This is a genomic window from Acinetobacter sp. XH1741, assembly GCF_041021895.1.
In the GTDB taxonomy this organism is placed as follows: Bacteria; Pseudomonadota; Gammaproteobacteria; order Pseudomonadales; family Moraxellaceae; genus Acinetobacter.
On sequence record NZ_CP157428.1, the window covers coordinates 553466 to 571018 of the forward strand.

General features: G+C 39.9%; 11 protein-coding genes, 2 tRNA genes, 3 rRNA genes and 2 pseudogenes. 10 read left to right on the forward strand and 8 right to left on the reverse strand.

What is annotated here, in order from left to right:
- Nucleotides 1–8: 8 nt before the first annotated feature.
- The 5 genes and pseudogenes from ABLB96_RS02730 to ABLB96_RS02750 form a co-directional block, all read right to left on the reverse strand.
- Nucleotides 9–1035, reverse strand: a pseudogene (locus ABLB96_RS02730) (M57 family metalloprotease).
- Nucleotides 1036–1101: 66 nt separating this feature from the next.
- The gene (locus ABLB96_RS02735) at nucleotides 1102–2019 is read right to left on the reverse strand and encodes a matrixin family metalloprotease (protein ID WP_348898088.1); all 918 of its coding nucleotides are present in this window, start codon (nucleotides 2017–2019) and stop codon (nucleotides 1102–1104) included.
- 330 nt (nucleotides 2020–2349) lie between these two features.
- Complete coding sequence (dnaK, locus tag ABLB96_RS02740) at nucleotides 2350–4290, reverse strand: molecular chaperone DnaK (protein WP_049065422.1); 1941 nt, start codon at nucleotides 4288–4290, stop codon at nucleotides 2350–2352.
- 154 nt (nucleotides 4291–4444) lie between these two features.
- Entirely contained in the window at nucleotides 4445–4999 is a 555-nt protein-coding gene (gene grpE, locus ABLB96_RS02745; RefSeq protein ID WP_039250138.1) for a nucleotide exchange factor GrpE, read from the reverse strand.
- A 163-nt stretch (nucleotides 5000–5162) separates the two neighbouring features.
- Nucleotides 5163–6056, reverse strand: coding sequence for a LysR family transcriptional regulator (locus tag ABLB96_RS02750; protein ID WP_348898516.1), 894 nt, complete (start codon nucleotides 6054–6056; stop codon nucleotides 5163–5165).
- Between the two features lie 107 nt (nucleotides 6057–6163).
- On the opposite strand from ABLB96_RS02750, the gene ABLB96_RS02755 reads away from it, so the two are divergent.
- Complete coding sequence (locus ABLB96_RS02755) at nucleotides 6164–7030, forward strand: MBL fold metallo-hydrolase (protein ID WP_348898517.1); 867 nt, start codon at nucleotides 6164–6166, stop codon at nucleotides 7028–7030.
- 392 nt (nucleotides 7031–7422) lie between these two features.
- Nucleotides 7423–7653 carry a hypothetical protein gene (locus ABLB96_RS02760; RefSeq protein ID WP_348898518.1) on the forward strand — a complete coding sequence of 77 codons (231 nt, stop codon included), beginning with the start codon at nucleotides 7423–7425 and terminating at the stop codon, nucleotides 7651–7653.
- A 170-nt stretch (nucleotides 7654–7823) separates the two neighbouring features.
- On the opposite strand, the gene ABLB96_RS02765 is transcribed toward ABLB96_RS02760, so the two are convergent.
- Nucleotides 7824–8153 carry a hypothetical protein gene (locus ABLB96_RS02765; protein WP_348898519.1) on the reverse strand — a complete coding sequence of 110 codons (330 nt, stop codon included), beginning with the start codon at nucleotides 8151–8153 and terminating at the stop codon, nucleotides 7824–7826.
- Nucleotides 8154–8363: 210 nt separating this feature from the next.
- Here ABLB96_RS02765 and ABLB96_RS02770 point away from each other — a divergent pair, with 210 nt between their 5' ends.
- From ABLB96_RS02770 to ABLB96_RS02805, 8 genes and pseudogenes are all read left to right on the forward strand, one after another.
- Nucleotides 8364–9434 (forward strand): alpha/beta hydrolase, encoded by a 1071-nt coding sequence (locus tag ABLB96_RS02770; protein ID WP_348898520.1) that lies wholly within the window; start codon nucleotides 8364–8366, stop codon nucleotides 9432–9434.
- A gap of 144 nt (nucleotides 9435–9578) precedes the next feature.
- Complete coding sequence (locus tag ABLB96_RS02775) at nucleotides 9579–10136, forward strand: peptidylprolyl isomerase (RefSeq protein ID WP_348898521.1); 558 nt, start codon at nucleotides 9579–9581, stop codon at nucleotides 10134–10136.
- A 389-nt stretch (nucleotides 10137–10525) separates the two neighbouring features.
- Nucleotides 10526–12062 (forward strand): 16S ribosomal RNA (locus tag ABLB96_RS02780).
- A gap of 59 nt (nucleotides 12063–12121) precedes the next feature.
- Nucleotides 12122–12198 (forward strand) — tRNA-Ile (locus ABLB96_RS02785).
- Between the two features lie 56 nt (nucleotides 12199–12254).
- A tRNA-Ala gene (locus tag ABLB96_RS02790) sits at nucleotides 12255–12330 on the forward strand.
- A 360-nt stretch (nucleotides 12331–12690) separates the two neighbouring features.
- A 23S ribosomal RNA gene (locus ABLB96_RS02795) occupies nucleotides 12691–15582 on the forward strand.
- Nucleotides 15583–15759: 177 nt separating this feature from the next.
- A 5S ribosomal RNA gene (rrf, locus tag ABLB96_RS02800) occupies nucleotides 15760–15874 on the forward strand.
- Together the 16S, 23S and 5S rRNA genes with 2 tRNA genes alongside form the textbook arrangement of a ribosomal RNA operon.
- A gap of 122 nt (nucleotides 15875–15996) precedes the next feature.
- Nucleotides 15997–16348: pseudogene (locus ABLB96_RS02805) on the forward strand (ankyrin repeat domain-containing protein).
- 43 nt (nucleotides 16349–16391) lie between these two features.
- Here the strand turns inward: ABLB96_RS02805 and ABLB96_RS02810 are convergent.
- Nucleotides 16392–16934 (reverse strand): NAD(P)H-dependent oxidoreductase, encoded by a 543-nt coding sequence (locus ABLB96_RS02810; protein ID WP_348897292.1) that lies wholly within the window; start codon nucleotides 16932–16934, stop codon nucleotides 16392–16394.
- A gap of 136 nt (nucleotides 16935–17070) precedes the next feature.
- Nucleotides 17071–17553: a peptidylprolyl isomerase gene (locus ABLB96_RS02815; protein WP_348884697.1), complete on the reverse strand. Its 483-nt coding sequence runs from the start codon at nucleotides 17551–17553 to the stop codon at nucleotides 17071–17073.

A 17553-nucleotide genomic window follows, 5' to 3' on the forward strand; every position in this document is an offset into this window, starting at 1 on the left:
ATAGCTAATTATTGAGGTAAAGCACTTAATAGATCACGATCAGCGTCAGTCAAAATATTAGTTTTTTTATCGCTGTCTTTACGAACTGAGTACATTAACGCGCCTGGTTGATCACTATGTTTTAAACCAAGTGCATGACCTAATTCATGAGCAATCGTTAAACGTAAATCATCAATAGAGCTATACTCATAAATTGTGATTTGTTTACCGTTATAAAGACCTTTCTTAAACACGTCAGCTTGGGCATTTTGCTGGAACTGTTTTAATGATTGATTGAACTGATCATTAATCTGGTTAAAGTGATTCACTTTTTTATTTAAGTCCGCAGCTTGCTGGTTATAAGCAGCAATATCTTTCTTTAAAGAAACTGTTTGTTTTTGCAAATCTTTTTGAGTTTTCGCAAGAGATTTTGCGGTGTACTCAGGTGCTAATTTACCTTGATTAAATTGCATCATTTGTTGATCAAAATTCTTCAATTTATCATTTAAGATCTGTTTTTTACTTTCAAGATCAGATTGAGTTTGACTTAAATTTTGCTTCAATTGCTTAATTTGTTGCTGCTCATCAATCACACGTTGTTGATCTTGTTTAAACTGAGCCGAGATTTTTTGACGTTGTGCTGAACGATTTTGGCTATCATCGTATACAAGACGAATTTCTAACTTTGCATTTGGATCATAAGTAAAATAATTTTTACCTGTACCTTCTTTCCAGATATCAGCAGCTTGCTGAGTAATCTGAATAAGTTGATCTTGACTTAAACCAAAACGAGGATCAACTTCAGCAATCTTATATGTCAAATGTTGAGCATTTTTTTGCTGAACTTGAGTATTTGCAGGAGTCGCTAAGTGAGCATTGGCCTGAAAATTAGAGAAAGCAAAAGCCAAGCCTAATAACAAAGAAGTTAAGCGCATAGTCGTCACAGGGGGAGATTTGAAAGAAACGTATTATAAGATTGTAAAATGAAAAATCAATCAAAAAATGTACAATTTGGATAAATAAATGAGACTTTAGTCTCGTTTTTGTGTTGTGAATGCCAATTCATTTTTTAGAAAAAATTGAATAGATTTTATTTTGTGTAGTTTATTTAATGAGTTAGTTTTAATGATTTTCACTATTAGAACCATAAAATGAACTCAATAAATTTAAATCTGAATTTGTTAATTTAAAGTTGTGAATGTCTTGCTCTTTTAAAAGAGGGTACATCAGAGATTTAGGATCAGTAGTGTGTTTTAGGCCAAGTGCATGTCCAAATTCATGAGCAAGGGTGAGACGTAAATCATCGAATGAGGTGAAGCCATAAATCTGAATCTGATTTTGACTAAACAAGCCTTTATGAAAAGTTTCTGGAGCAGGAGTTAGACTTAAATTAAATTCTTTAATAGATTGATTAAGCATGCTTTGTTGTTGATTTATCTGCTTAATTTGCGTATTAAGATTTTCTATTTTATTGCTATGTTGAGAAAATTTCGCTTTTAATTCTGACGATAGTTGAGTTAATTCAGCTTGGCGTTTGCTTAACTCAGCTTGAGTAAACTGCCCATAGCTTCCTTGGTTAAAAAGAGTTACATCTTTTTGATATTGTTTAAATTTAAGATTAAGCGTGATTTTTTCTTTATTTAAAAGAGCAGATTCTTGTTCAATTTGTTGTTTATAGAGAAGGAGAGCATTATTTTTCTCCTGCCATTCTTCCTGCTGCTGTAATAACTTATTTATATTAATTTTTCTTTCATTTTGAACAGTTTGATAATTATCAAATACTAAATTAATCGTAAGCTCTGCTTCTGAGTCATAAATAAAATAGGTCTTTCCTGTCTCTTTCTGCCAAATCTCAGCAGCTTCTTGTCCAATTTGAACAAATTGTTCCTTGCTAATATGAAAGCGTGGATCTATATAATTAATCTTATATTTTAGAGGCTGATTAAAAGAAATATTTGATACATGGCTTTGAGCCAAAGCAACTGTGTATAAGCTCATACTTAAGTAAAAGCTCATTCCCCACCATAGAAATTTTTTCATGGTAAAAATAAAAATATAAATAAATTCTTATTGTTAGCAAGTAATTTGGATTCGTCAAAGTGTTAAAAATGACCAGAGATTATGGTTGTTTTGTGATCTTGCTAAAGAAAGGGAAGGAATAAAACTATTTGTTTGGCATTAATGGAAAAATTAATGGATTTAATAACAGTGATTTTAATTTTTAAAAATCTTTATAAATAATAAATAGTTAATTTTTATAATTGACTATTTTGACTATAAAATAATCAAATAAATATAAAAATGATAATTGTTATTTTTTGTAAATAATAAAAAACCGCGCTTTCGCGCGGCCTTTTTTAAAGAGACAAATTATTTTTTGTCATCTTTTACTTCTGTAAATTCAGCATCTACAACGCCATCATCAGCTTTTTGTTGACCAGCATCACCGCCTTGGAATGCATTCGGATCAAAACCTTCAGCGCCACCAGCTTGTTGTGCTTGTTCATAAGCACGTTGAGTGATTGGCATCAAAATATTTTGTAAAGCTTCAGTTTTCGCTTTGATTGCTTCAACATCATTTTCTTTAGTTGCTGCTTCAAGTTCAGAAACCGCTGTGCTTACCGCTGTTTTTTCATCTTCAGTCACTTTGTCACCAAGATCTTTAACAGCTTTGTTCGAGCTTGAAATTAATGCATCAGCTTCGTTACGAGCTTTAGCAAGTTCTTCAAACTTACGGTCTTCTTCAGCATTCGCTTCTGCATCTCTAATCATCGCTTCGATTTCAGCATCAGACAAACCTGAGTTTGCTTTAATCTGAATCGATTGCTCTTTACCAGTGCTCTTGTCTTTTGCAGACACTTTCAAGATACCATCAGCGTTAATATCGAAAGATACTTCAATTTGCGGCACACCACGTGGAGCAGGTGGGATGTCACCTAATTGGAAGTTACCCAACAATTTGTTTTGTTGAGCCATCTTACGTTCACCTTGGTAAACCGAAATATCTACCGCTGGTTGGTTATCAGCAGCAGTAGAGAACACTTGTGATTTCTTCGCAGGAATCGTAGTGTTTTTCTCAATGATTGGTGTTAATACACCACCCATTGTTTCAATACCTAAAGTTAATGGTGTTACGTCAAGAAGTAATACGTCATTCTTGTCACCAGACAATACAGCACCTTGAATTGCTGCACCGATTGCGACTGCTTCGTCAGGGTTCACGTCTTTACGTGGCTCTTTACCGAAGAATTCTTGTACTTTTTGTTGTACAAGTGGCATACGAGACTGACCACCAACCAAAATTACGTCAGAGATGTCAGAAGTCGAAAGACCAGCATCTTTAAGTGCAATACGACATGGTTCAATTGTACGAGCAACTAAGTCTGCAACTAGACCTTCAAGTTTTGCACGCGTTACGTTGATCACTAAGTGTTTAGGACCAGTCGCATCAGCAGTGATGTATGGAAGGTTGATTTCAGTTGCATTTGATGAAGAAAGCTCGATTTTTGCTTTTTCAGCAGCTTCTTTCAAACGTTGTAACGCAAGTGGATCATTTTTCAAGTTCACACTTTGTTCTTTCTTGAATTCTTCAACTAAGTATTCAATTAACGCGTTGTCAAAGTCTTCACCACCAAGGAAAGTATCACCGTTAGTTGATAACACTTCAATTTGTTGGTCGCCATCAAGGTCTGCGATTTCAATGATAGATACGTCAAAAGTACCACCACCTAAGTCGTAAACTGCAACTTTACGGTCGCCTTCTTTTTTGTCCATACCGAACGCAAGAGCTGCAGCAGTTGGTTCGTTAATGATACGTTTAACATCTAAACCAGCAATTTTACCTGCATCTTTAGTTGCTTGACGTTGAGCATCGTTAAAGTAAGCAGGAACGGTAATTACCGCTTCAGTTACTGTTTCACCTAAATAATCTTCTGCAGTTTTTTTCATCTTTTTCAAGATTTCAGCAGAGATCTGTTGAGGTGCTAATTTTTTATCGTTTACTTCAACCCAAGCATCGCCATTGTCTGCTTTGATGATTTTATACGGTACAAGACCAATGTCTTTTTGTACTGCTTGATCTTCATAACGACGACCAATTAAACGCTTGATTGCGAATAATGTGTTCTTAGGGTTTGTTACTGCTTGGCGTTTAGCACTTTGACCAACCAAGATCTCGCCATCTTTATAAGCAATGATCGATGGAGTTGTACGTGCGCCTTCAGCGTTTTCGATTACTTTTACTTTATCGCCTTCAAGTACAGCAACACATGAGTTGGTAGTACCTAAGTCAATACCAATAATTTTCGCCATTTGGTGTGTTCCTCTAAAATTCTGTTGCAATGTTTTTGCTTGTTATTCGATATGAGAGTCAATCGGTTTTTTTCAAGCATTTTTGTGAAAAAAAAATCAAAAAACTCTCAAATTCTTGTGCTTTTAGCAAAGCGATGCTTCGCTTTTGCTCGTTTTATTGACCAACCATCACCATAGCAGGGCGCAACAAACGACCATTTAAGGTATAGCCTTTTTGTAAAACGGTACCGATTTCATTTGCTTTGGCATTTGGGTCAATACCAACGGCTTGGTGTAAATCTGCGTTGAAACCATTTTGAGTGTCAGCTTCTACAACGCCAAATTTCTCAAGAGTTGTTAATAATGACTTCAAGGTTAACTTAATACCTTCAAGTACAGGCGTCTCTTCACCACCAGCTGCCTGAATTGCACGTTCTAAATTGTCGACAGAATCCAACAATTCTTTTGCAAATTTCTCAAGCACAGTCTCTTTATGCTTTTCAGACTCACGTTGAATACGCTCTACACTTTTTTGTGCTTCGTAAACTGCATTTGCAGTACGGGCTTTTTCAAGTTTAAGATTTTCTTCTAGTTTAGTGATCTGCGCTTGTAAAGATTCAACGGTAACGTCGTTTGCTTGCTCTACACCTTCAGCCTGAGTTTGCTCATTAGATTGCTCAGCTTGCTCATTTTGGATGTCTTGAGCTTGCTCATTTTGCTCATTAGCCATTGATGATCTCCGTTTAAATGGGTTTTTAAACATGTACAGTCCTTTTTGGCATCAGTATTTACTGCGTAAAACCTGAACTGCCATGCATATGCTGTAATTCATTAATAGGGATGAAGTATGGGCATTGCCTAAAAATTCAAGCGTACGCGGCAATTTAAAGCTTTTAATTTTGCGGTTTTAAGTAAAAATCTAAATTTTCGATCATAAAAGCTATAAATTCTTGCGTAATTTTCGGTAAATGCTGTCTAGAAGCATACACAACCGACAAACTTAACTCAGGAGCCGCAAAATTTTTAAATAAAGCGGTTAGGCGTTTTTCTTTTAAATCTTTCTCAACTAATAATGACGGTAACATTGCGACTCCCTGAGCATGTAAGCACATATCGTAAAGCGCATTCACATCATTACTTTTAAAAGTAACATTTAAAGGATAGTTCTGAGGTTGTTGTTCATTATCAAAAAGTGTCCAGAACTGATGCTGGCTATGGTGAGCAATACATTCATGCTGAATAAGTTGACGAGGATGGAGCAGGGGACTGTGCTGTTTTAAATAGTCAGGATGAGCACAGAAAACAGACTCGATTTGACAAACTGGCCGAGCGATTAAACCATCTGCTACTTTCTGGGTAATACGAAGTGCCAAGTCTACTTGTGCATCAATAAGATCTATGGTGTTTTCAGTCAAGTAAACATCAAAATGAATATGAGGATGCTGACGTTTAAATTGTCGAATACATTCACCGACCCCAAGCTCAAACAAAAATAAGCCGCAAGTAAAGCGTATTGTTCCATTATGTTGTTCTGGGGCTGCAAGCTCTTGTAATAGTTGTTGCTGTTGTAAAATATTTTCGCAGTAGAGCAGGGCTTTCTCACCTGCAGGGGTAAGAGATATTTTCCGGGTATTTCTCTGAAATAGTCGAGTTGAGAATGTGTGCTCAAGGTGTTCAAGATAGCGCGAAACCATTGCACGAGAATAATTGAGATGCTCTGCGGCCTTAGTTAAATTGCCATGTTGTGCAATAGAAACAAAGACCTGAATTGCTTTTAAAGTATCCATATGGCTAGCTATTATTACAATATATGCAACAGTTTATCTTAAATTAGTGCGTTTATTTTACATAAATTGCAATTTAAAGTGTTCTTCATGAAACAGGAGAATATCTAATGAAATTATTCAATTTAACCGCTTCCGCGCTTGCTACTGCCACCGCATTAACTATGGCTCAGTCAGCTTTTGCTCAAGATCTTAAAATACAAAGTTTCCTAGCTAAACCAGAACATTTTGGCGTCACTTCAACCTTAATAGAAGGCGACAAAGAGGTTTTGCTGGTGAATGCGCAATTTTCAAAATCTGAAGCATTACGTATTGCTGCAAATATTCTAGATAGCGGTAAAACATTGAAAACAATTTTTGTAAGCTATGGCGATCCCGACTATTACTTCGGTTTAGATGTGTTTAAACAGTACTTCCCGAATGTACAAATCATTGCCACTCCGGAAACAGTAAAGCATATCCAAGATACTCAAGCGCTCAAAGTTAAATATTGGGGACCACAAATGGGGGCAAACGCGCCTAGCCAAATTATTGTGCCTCAAGCTTATACGGCTAAAACTTTAAAACTTGAGAATGAATCAATCGAGATTAAAGGTAAAAAAGAACTTACTTATTTATGGGTGCCTTCAGCAAAAGCTGTAGTGGGTGGAATTCCAGTATCTTCAGGCATTCATTTATGGATGGCCGATACACCTAAAACTAAAGACCGTGTGGAAGTTATCCAGTCTTTAGAAAGCATCAAAGCTCTTCAACCTAAAATTGTTGTGCCTGCTCATATGGTTGAAGGTGCTCCACAAGGTCTAGATGCTGTTAACTTCTCAATCAACTATCTTAATAGTTATGAAAAGGCTGCTAAAGCAAGTAAAAATTCGACTGAACTTAGCAAGCTTATGCAAAAGCAATATCCAGCTCTTAAGAGTGTTGATAGTTTGGAGTTGGGGGCTAAGGTCGTTAAAGGCGAAATGCAGTGGCCATAATTTAATATTGACCTCATAGCCACTTTCAAAAGAACCGCGATCATTTCGCGGTTCTTTTATGTCGAAATCAATTTTTTAGGTAAAAAAGCTCTGTAACAATCTACGCAACTTATATAGCGTTTCTATAAATGGAAAAATTATGAATGCGATAGCCAAATACTATAAAAATAAGAAATTGATAAAAATAAACAAATGGTTATCTATAGTTTAAATTATCATATATAAAGGTCAGATTAAGAATTTGAATTTAATAAAAAATTGCACAATTTGTACTTCTATTACTACAAAACACAACCAATGATACGCACGTCAGAAAAAAAAATTGTGAATTATAGGCATCGCGAAGATGAACTTTGCATTTAAACGTTTGTCGTAATGAAAGGAAAGCAATCATGAAAAAATTAGGTCTTATCTCTGTAGTACTTGCTGGTGTTGCATTTACAGCAGTTGGCTGTGCATCTGAAGCTGGTTTAAACGCATCAGGTTCTGCTCAAACAAGTGCTAGCCCATCTGGTGTACATGCAGGCGCTGGTATTGATGCAGGTGTTTCTGGTCAAGCACAACCAGGTCAAGTCGATGCTGGTGCTTCTGGTTCAGTTTCAGGTTCTGCAACTGCTCAGTAATTTGCTGCTAAAAATAAGAGATATGAGTTTATAGAAGATATATGTTCAAGATGCCAATACATATATGAAATGAGCTGCTACTCGTTTTCTATAAATTAGAGAGAATTTATATTCCTCAAAAAAGCCCCAAAAAGAAAAATCTTTTGGGGCTTTTTTATATCTTAAGGAACTTAGTCATCATGACGATAATCTCGGCGATCGTGATCACGATCTTCTACCCGTTTTTTATCCCACTCACGATGTCTTTTTTCCCATTCACGTCGATTTTTTTCTTGTTCACGAACATCTCTACGTTGTTGTTCGTATACGCGTTCTCGTTGGCGTTCTTCCCAGCGTTTCCGTTCCCAATCGTTATAACGACGTCCATCATTACGGTCATAACGTTGATCACCATGATAACCATATCCGTCACCACGATAATAAGGGTCATCTGGAAAAGCAACACAGCCTACAGTTAAAAGACTGGTTGCTAACATAGTGACAACTAGTTTTGCTGACATAGCAGTACCTCTTTTTGTCTGTTAACAATAATTGGCAAAAAAGTCCTGTTTTAATCGACAGATTTGTTAATGACATTTGCTATAAATCAGATTAGCGTAGATTGGTTTTTACCTTTGTATCTTGATTGCATGAGTTGTATGCGAATATAGTCAAACAACAAAGAATTCTGTAGAAAATATGAAGGATAAGAGGGATTCAAGGAGACAGGCATGACAGCATTTAATCAAAAAATTCAAACATTGCTAGATAAGGGGCAGGGCCCCGCTGCTCGGGCACTCGATAGGTTGCCTCGAATAGCCCAAGAGTCTCTTGCTAAAGTTTTGGGATATTCTTATCAATATCCAGATCTCGATTCATTTACTAAATGTATGCTGGCTGTGCAAATTAAACAGGGCAAAGTAGGGTTTATTGGTTCAAATCCAATTGAATCAAGAAGAACCTTTGATGCACAAATGCAGGCTATACGACAAAAACCAACTGACATTGAATCAGTAGAGGATATTCGCTTACCTCTACAAAGTGGAACAATCTTTGCTAGACTTTACCATCCTGCGCCTAATAAAAAGTTACCATTAATCGTGTTCTATCATGGAGGCGGGTTTGTTGTTGGTGGTTTAGATACTCATGATGAAGCTTGTCGTCTATTAGCTAAATACGCAAAAGTCCAAGTGCTTAGTATTGATTATCCATTAGCGCCAGAAGTTTCACCACAACATTTAATTCAATCATGTGAAGATGCATTAGCATGGGTTTATCAAAATCGTAGACAATTAAAAATATTAAAAAATAGAATTGCTGTTGCAGGGGATAGTGCGGGTGGAAATATTAGTACTGTTGTGGCACAAAGATCAGTAAATAAAGCCTATGCGCCACAAGCACAATTACTTATCTATCCAACAGTAGATTTCAAAAGTAGACATCCTTCTTTTTATGCTTATAACGAAGGCTTAGTTTTAACAAATACTGATATTGACTACGTTACCCAATACTACGCAACTCAACATAGTGTAGAACTCGATGATCCAATTATTTCACCTACCTACGGCAATCTAAAGAAAAATCCTCCAGCTTTTGTGATTACCGCTGGACACGATGTCTTACATGATGAAGCGAAAATATATAGTCATAAGTTAAGACAAAATGGTGTGAAAATGCATTACGAGGAATTTCCTGAACAGACTCACGGTTTTATTAACCTGACTCCGATTTCTAGAAAAGCAAAACGTCACACTATTGAAATCAGCAAAAACTTTAGAAAATTTTGGGATAAAAATAGTTAAACATACTTATTAATCCAGGTTTCACGTGGAACATGGATTAAATATAAAAGAGATTTGAAACTCTTAATAAATACTCACTAGAAATCTTTGCCTTAGACGATTAGATTTAACGACTATCTATTTATAAAGTTATTGTAGGGAAATATGAAAAAGCTATTGATGTTGTTTTGTCTAGGTTTAAGTAGTCACTCAGTGTGGGCTAATAGCTTAGTTGAAATGCAAACAAATTTAGGCAACATCGAAATAGAGTTATATGACGATAAAGCCCCGATCAGTGTGAATAACTTTAAAGGCTATATAAAGTCTGGTTTTTATAAAGAAACGATTTTTCACCGTGTAATTCCAGGTTTCATGGCACAAGGTGGTGGAATGACTGTAAATATGCAGGAGAAGACAACAAAAGCACCTATTAAGAACGAAGCAGGAAACGGTATTTCAAATACGCGTGGTACTTTAGCCATGGCGCGTACATCAGATCCAGATTCAGCTACGAGTCAGTTCTTTATAAATGTTGCAGATAATAAATTTCTTAACCGTTCGCCAGGAAATCCAGGATACGCCGTTTTCGGTAAAGTGGTAAAAGGAATGGATGTAGTTGATCGTATTGTTCAGGTTCCTACATCGAACTATGGCATGAATCAAAACGTACCAAAACAGCCTATAAAGATAGTAGACATAAAGATCAAAACATTGAAAAAATAAATTAACAATATAAATCAGCAAGTTAATTGTTTTTAAAATTTTATTTGAGTGAAAAAGAACCGGTCGAACACAGATATTTATAAAAGTGCTTGCGTGCCGGTTTTTTTTCCCTATAATGCACTCATCCCGACGCGATACACGAAAATATCTTAGCTCACAGGGTTAAGATAAAAGATTAGTATTGTGTCGAATCTGTCTCTGACGAAGAGCAGAAAAATCATTAAGAGAATTGAAGAACAACTTGTGTGGATTTTTACTGATTGATTAATCGAAATAATTTTCATTGATTGATTGGTTTAAATTACTCGAAGTTTATTTGAGCGAATTTAAGTCAGTAATTGATGAGCCAGAATTGGTACCTTGTCTTTAAATAAGGTACAAAATGATTTTAACTGAAGAGTTTGATCATGGCTCAGATTGAACGCTGGCGGCAGGCTTAACACATGCAAGTCGAGCGGGGAAAGGTAGCTTGCTACCTAACCTAGCGGCGGACGGGTGAGTAATGCTTAGGAATCTGCCTATTAGTGGGGGACAACATCTCGAAAGGGATGCTAATACCGCATACGTCCTACGGGAGAAAGCAGGGGATCTTCGGACCTTGCGCTAATAGATGAGCCTAAGTCGGATTAGCTAGTTGGTGGGGTAAAGGCCTACCAAGGCGACGATCTGTAGCGGGTCTGAGAGGATGATCCGCCACACTGGGACTGAGACACGGCCCAGACTCCTACGGGAGGCAGCAGTGGGGAATATTGGACAATGGGGGAACCCTGATCCAGCCATGCCGCGTGTGTGAAGAAGGCCTTATGGTTGTAAAGCACTTTAAGCGAGGAGGAGGCTACTTTAGTTAATACCTAGAGATAGTGGACGTTACTCGCAGAATAAGCACCGGCTAACTCTGTGCCAGCAGCCGCGGTAATACAGAGGGTGCAAGCGTTAATCGGATTTACTGGGCGTAAAGCGCGCGTAGGCGGCTAATTAAGTCAAATGTGAAATCCCCGAGCTTAACTTGGGAATTGCATTCGATACTGGTTAGCTAGAGTGTGGGAGAGGATGGTAGAATTCCAGGTGTAGCGGTGAAATGCGTAGAGATCTGGAGGAATACCGATGGCGAAGGCAGCCATCTGGCCTAACACTGACGCTGAGGTGCGAAAGCATGGGGAGCAAACAGGATTAGATACCCTGGTAGTCCATGCCGTAAACGATGTCTACTAGCCGTTGGGGCCTTTGAGGCTTTAGTGGCGCAGCTAACGCGATAAGTAGACCGCCTGGGGAGTACGGTCGCAAGACTAAAACTCAAATGAATTGACGGGGGCCCGCACAAGCGGTGGAGCATGTGGTTTAATTCGATGCAACGCGAAGAACCTTACCTGGCCTTGACATAGTAAGAACTTTCCAGAGATGGATTGGTGCCTTCGGGAACTTACATACAGGTGCTGCATGGCTGTCGTCAGCTCGTGTCGTGAGATGTTGGGTTAAGTCCCGCAACGAGCGCAACCCTTTTCCTTATTTGCCAGCGAGTAATGTCGGGAACTTTAAGGATACTGCCAGTGACAAACTGGAGGAAGGCGGGGACGACGTCAAGTCATCATGGCCCTTACGGCCAGGGCTACACACGTGCTACAATGGTCGGTACAAAGGGTTGCTACACAGCGATGTGATGCTAATCTCAAAAAGCCGATCGTAGTCCGGATTGGAGTCTGCAACTCGACTCCATGAAGTCGGAATCGCTAGTAATCGCGGATCAGAATGCCGCGGTGAATACGTTCCCGGGCCTTGTACACACCGCCCGTCACACCATGGGAGTTTGTTGCACCAGAAGTAGCTAGCCTAACTGCAAAGAGGGCGGTTACCACGGTGTGGCCGATGACTGGGGTGAAGTCGTAACAAGGTAGCCGTAGGGGAACCTGCGGCTGGATCACCTCCTTAACGAAAGATTGACGATTGGTAAGAATCCACAACAAGTTGTTCTTCATAGATGTATCTGAGGGTCTGTAGCTCAGTTGGTTAGAGCACACGCTTGATAAGCGTGGGGTCACAAGTTCAAGTCTTGTCAGACCCACCATGACTTTGACTGGTTGAAGTTATAGATAAAAAGATACATGACTGATGATGTAAGCTGGGGACTTAGCTTAGTTGGTAGAGCGCCTGCTTTGCACGCAGGAGGTCAGGAGTTCGACTCTCCTAGTCTCCACCAGAACTTAAGAGAAGTTCGGATTACAGAAATTAGTAAATAGAGATTGAGATCTTGGTTTATTAACTTCTGTGATTTAAGTATCACGGTATTAAGCATGACCTGACGAAGGCATGTTTATTCATTAACAGATTGGCAAAATTGAGTCTGAAATAAATTGTTCACTCAATAACAAAGAGAGATGAAGTAATTCTGATCTTGGAGTTAATTGAGAACTAGCAAATTAACTGAATCAAGCGTTTTGGTATATGAATTTAGATTGAAGCTGTACAGTGTTTAAGTACACAGACAACAGATAGTAGCGATGAAGAATCGCACGGACAACACTCACTTGTAGGTGTTGACGACTGTTTGGGGTTGTATAGTCAAGTAATTAAGTGCATGTGGTGGATGCCTTGGCAGTCAGAGGCGATGAAAGACGTGATAGCCTGCGAAAAGCTCCGGGGAGGCGGCAAATATCCTTTGATCCGGAGATTTCTGAATGGGGGAACCCACCTACTTTAAGGTAGGTATTGCAACATGAATACATAGTGTTGCAAAGCGAACGAGGGGAAGTGAAACATCTCAGTACCCTTAGGAAAAGAAATCAATTGAGATTCCCTCAGTAGCGGCGAGCGAACGGGGATCAGCCCATTAAGTTATGTGTGTTTTAGTGGAACGCTCTGGGAAGTGCGAACGTAGAGGGTGATATTCCCGTACACGAAAGGGCACACATAATGATGACGAGTAGGGCGAGGCACGTGAAACCTTGTCTGAATATGGGGGGACCATCCTCCAAGGCTAAATACTCCTGACTGACCGATAGTGAACCAGTACCGTGAGGGAAAGGCGAAAAGAACCCCTGTGAGGGGAGTGAAATAGATCCTGAAACCGCATGCATACAAGCAGTGGGAGCCGACTTGTTCGGTGACTGCGTACCTTTTGTATAATGGGTCAGCGACTTATATTCAGTAGCGAGGTTAACCGTATAGGGGAGCCGTAGAGAAATCGAGTCTTAATAGGGCGTTTAGTTGCTGGGTATAGACCCGAAACCAGGCGATCTATCCATGAGCAGGTTGAAGGTTGGGTAACACTAACTGGAGGACCGAACCCACTGTCGTTGAAAAGCCAGGGGATGACTTGTGGATAGGGGTGAAAGGCTAATCAAGCCTGGTGATAGCTGGTTCTCCCCGAAAGCTATTTAGGTAGCGCCTCGGACGAATACCATAGGGGGTAGAGCACTGTTTCGGCTAGGGGGTCATCCCGACTTACCAAACCGATGCAAACTCCGAATACCTATGAGTACTATCCGGGAGACAGACTGCGGGTGCTAACGTCCGTAGTCAAGAGGAAAACAATCCAGACCGCCAGCTAAGGCCCCAAAATCATAGTTAAGTGGGAAACGATGTGGGAAGGCATAGACAGCTAGGAGGTTGGCTTAGAAGCAGCCACCCTTTAAAGAAAGCGTAATAGCTCACTAGTCGAGTCGGCCTGCGCGGAAGATGTAACGGGGCTAAAACTATGTGCCGAAGCTGCGGATTTGACATTAGTCAAGTGGTAGGGGAGCGTTCTGTAAGCCGATGAAGGTGTATTGAGAAGTATGCTGGAGGTATCAGAAGTGCGAATGCTGACGTGAGTAACGACAAAACGGGTGAAAAACCCGTTCGCCGAAAGACCAAGGGTTCCAGTCCAACGTTAATCGGGGCTGGGTGAGTCGACCCCTAAGGCGAGGCCGAAAGGCGTAGTCGATGGGAAATTGGTTAATATTCCAATACTTCTGTGTAATGCGATGAGAGGACGGAGAAGGTTAAGTCAGCCTGGCGTTGGTTGTCCAGGTGGAAGGATGTAGGTATGTATCTTAGGCAAATCCGGGGTACTCTATACTGAGATCCGATAGCAAGCTGTACTTGTACAGTGAAGTGGCTGATACCATGCTTCCAGGAAAAGTCTCTAAGCTTCAGTTACACAGGAATCGTACCCGAAACCGACACAGGTGGTCAGGTCGAGTAGACCAAGGCGCTTGAGAGAACTCTGCTGAAGGAACTAGGCAAAATGGTACCGTAACTTCGGGAGAAGGTACGCTGTTGTTGGTGATGGAACTTGCTTCCTGAGCTGATGACAGCCGCAGAAACCAGGCCGCTGCAACTGTTTATTAAAAACATAGCACTCTGCAAACACGAAAGTGGACGTATAGGGTGTGATGCCTGCCCGGTGCTGGAAGGTTAATTGATGGGGTTAGCGTAAGCGAAGCTCTTGATCGAAGCCCCAGTAAACGGCGGCCGTAACTATAACGGTCCTAAGGTAGCGAAATTCCTTGTCGGGTAAGTTCCGACCTGCACGAATGGCATAATGATGGCGGCGCTGTCTCCAGCAGAGGCTCAGTGAAATCGAAATCGCTGTGAAGATGCAGTGTACCCGCGGCTAGACGGAAAGACCCCGTGAACCTTTACTGCAGCTTGACACTGAACTTTGACCTTACTTGTGTAGGATAGGTGGGAGGCTTTGAAGTTGGAACGCTAGTTCCAATGGAGCCGTCCTTGAAATACCACCCTGGTAATGTTGAGGTTCTAACTCTGTCCCGTTATCCGGGACGAGGACCGTGTCTGGTGGGTAGTTTGACTGGGGCGGTCTCCTCCTAAAGAGTAACGGAGGAGTACGAAGGTGCGCTCAGCGTGGTCGGAAATCACGCGTAGAGTATAAAGGCAAAAGCGCGCTTAACTGCGAGACCCACAAGTCGAGCAGGTACGAAAGTAGGTCTTAGTGATCCGGTGGTTCTGTATGGAAGGGCCATCGCTCAACGGATAAAAGGTACTCTGGGGATAACAGGCTGATACCGCCCAAGAGTTCATATCGACGGCGGTGTTTGGCACCTCGATGTCGGCTCATCTCATCCTGGGGCTGAAGCAGGTCCCAAGGGTATGGCTGTTCGCCATTTAAAGAGGTACGCGAGCTGGGTTTAGAACGTCGTGAGACAGTTCGGTCCCTATCTACCGTGGGCGCTGGAAATTTGAGAGGATCTGCTCCTAGTACGAGAGGACCAGAGTGGACGAACCTCTGGTGTACCGGTTGTGACGCCAGTCGCATCGCCGGGTAGCTATGTTCGGAAGGGATAACCGCTGAAAGCATCTAAGCGGGAAGCCTACCTCAAGATAAGATTTCCCTAGGACTTTATGTCCTCTAAAGAGCCGTTCGAGACTAGGACGTTGATAGGTTGGATGTGGAAGCATAGCGATATGTGAAGCTGACCAATACTAATTGCTCGTGAGGCTTGACTATACAACACCCAAGCAGTTGTATATAAAGCATCAATCGATTCATTATCATACTAAGTAACTTGATTTAGTTATTCCACTAGTTAAAATGAACAAGTTCAGATTCAATCAGCCCATCTGTAAAGATTTGGAAAACGCATTGGCAGACAATAAGACCAAGGCAAGTATCCATAACAGTTGTGCTGGCGACCATAGCAAGAGTGAACCACCTGATCCCTTCCCGAACTCAGAAGTGAAACCTCTTAGCGCTGATGGTAGTGTGGGGTTACCCATGTGAGAGTAAGTCATCGCCAGCTCATTATTCAAACACCCCAATCTCAAAAGAGATTGGGGTGTTTTTTTATGTGCGCGAGAATATAAAAAAATCCATAAAAACTCAGCGCTACAAAAATATGGATTTGCATATAAGCTATGTTGTATGAATATAATGTTGAAGTTTTTTATTTTTGGGTGACCTAGTGAAAATCAATTCTTTCTCCCCATTACCTGAAGATGATAAGGAACTGTCTCTTCCTGAATTAATTTATTGGGCATCTTTAGGTGATCTAGAACAAGTAAAGCAATTATTGATAGATGGTGAGGATCCTAATCAGATAGATGAGGAAGGTTATAGTGCTTTACAAGCAGCTGCTGAAAATGATTATTTAGAGGTAGTAAAGCTCTTAATAGAAAAAGGTGCCTATGTCGCTTATAAAAGCGATTACACAGCATTAGAGCTTGCAGAAATGGCAGGTAATAGTGATGTGGTGAATTATCTAAAAAGTTTGTAAAATTAAAAAAGCCTCTTTCTTAGAAAAGAGGCTTTTTTCTAATTTAAGACAAATGATATTTTTGTAGTTTCTCAACAATTGATTGAAGTCCTTTTACTTCAAATTCGTTGGCTTCGAATTTTTCATCTTTATTGCGTTTAAAGATATCTCGTATTTCAATCACAGCATTTGGATCAATAATACTTAAACTTGAAGTGACTTGGCGTATTTGGCTAATAGAACGAGAACCATTTGTTGAACCATAGCCAATAAATGCGGCTGGTTTGCCACTCCATTCTTTACCCACATAGTCGAGTGCATTTTTTAATGCTGGACTATAACCATGGTTATACTCTGGGCTAATAAAGATAAATGCATCAGCTTTGGCAATTTTATCTGCCCATTCTTGTTGTTTAGGTTGATCATAAATACCAGTGGCAGGTGGATGAGAACCTGAAAATAACGGTAAATTCCACTCTTTTAAATCAACCACTTCTATCTGAAAATCTTTTAGATTGAATGAGAGAATTGCTGTTTCTACCCAATTTGCAACTTTAATTGCTGTGCGTCCTTCGCGAACACTTCCTACGATGATATAGACCAGCATATATTTTTCCTAAGGATTTTTATCTTTATAACTTAATGCATTATATAGGGAGGAGAGAATATGGAATTTGTAAGGATTCTTATGTTGAAAATAAAAGTGATTCAATAAAAAAGCCCTCAAGTGAGGGCTTTTTTCGTTACATCAATTTAATGCCTTGCTGGCCAGCAGGGGTTACTTTGAATATTTCTACTTCAAAAGTAATATTTTTCCCTGCAAGCGGATGGTTAAAATCAATTTCAGTAATATCATCATTCACTGATTTTACGACACCGAATAAGGTGGTCTTTGCCTTATCTTCAAATTCAATCATATGACCAGGAATAGGTCTTTGCTCGAATTTAACGGTATCAAAAGTTTGAATATTTTCAGGATTCCATGGTCCAAATGCATCTTCTGGTGGAAGATGTACTGTACGGCGGTCGCCTGCACGTAAACCAAATAATGCTTTTTCAAAACCTGGTAAAAGGTTTCCATCACCAATGGTCAAACTAACAGGCTCTTCACGACTACGTGTATTGTCAATTTCTACGCCATTTTCAAGAGCAACAGAAAAGTGTAAGTCGACTTTAGAACCGTCAGTAATACGAATTTCTTCATTAGGTTGAATAATTTCGGTCAT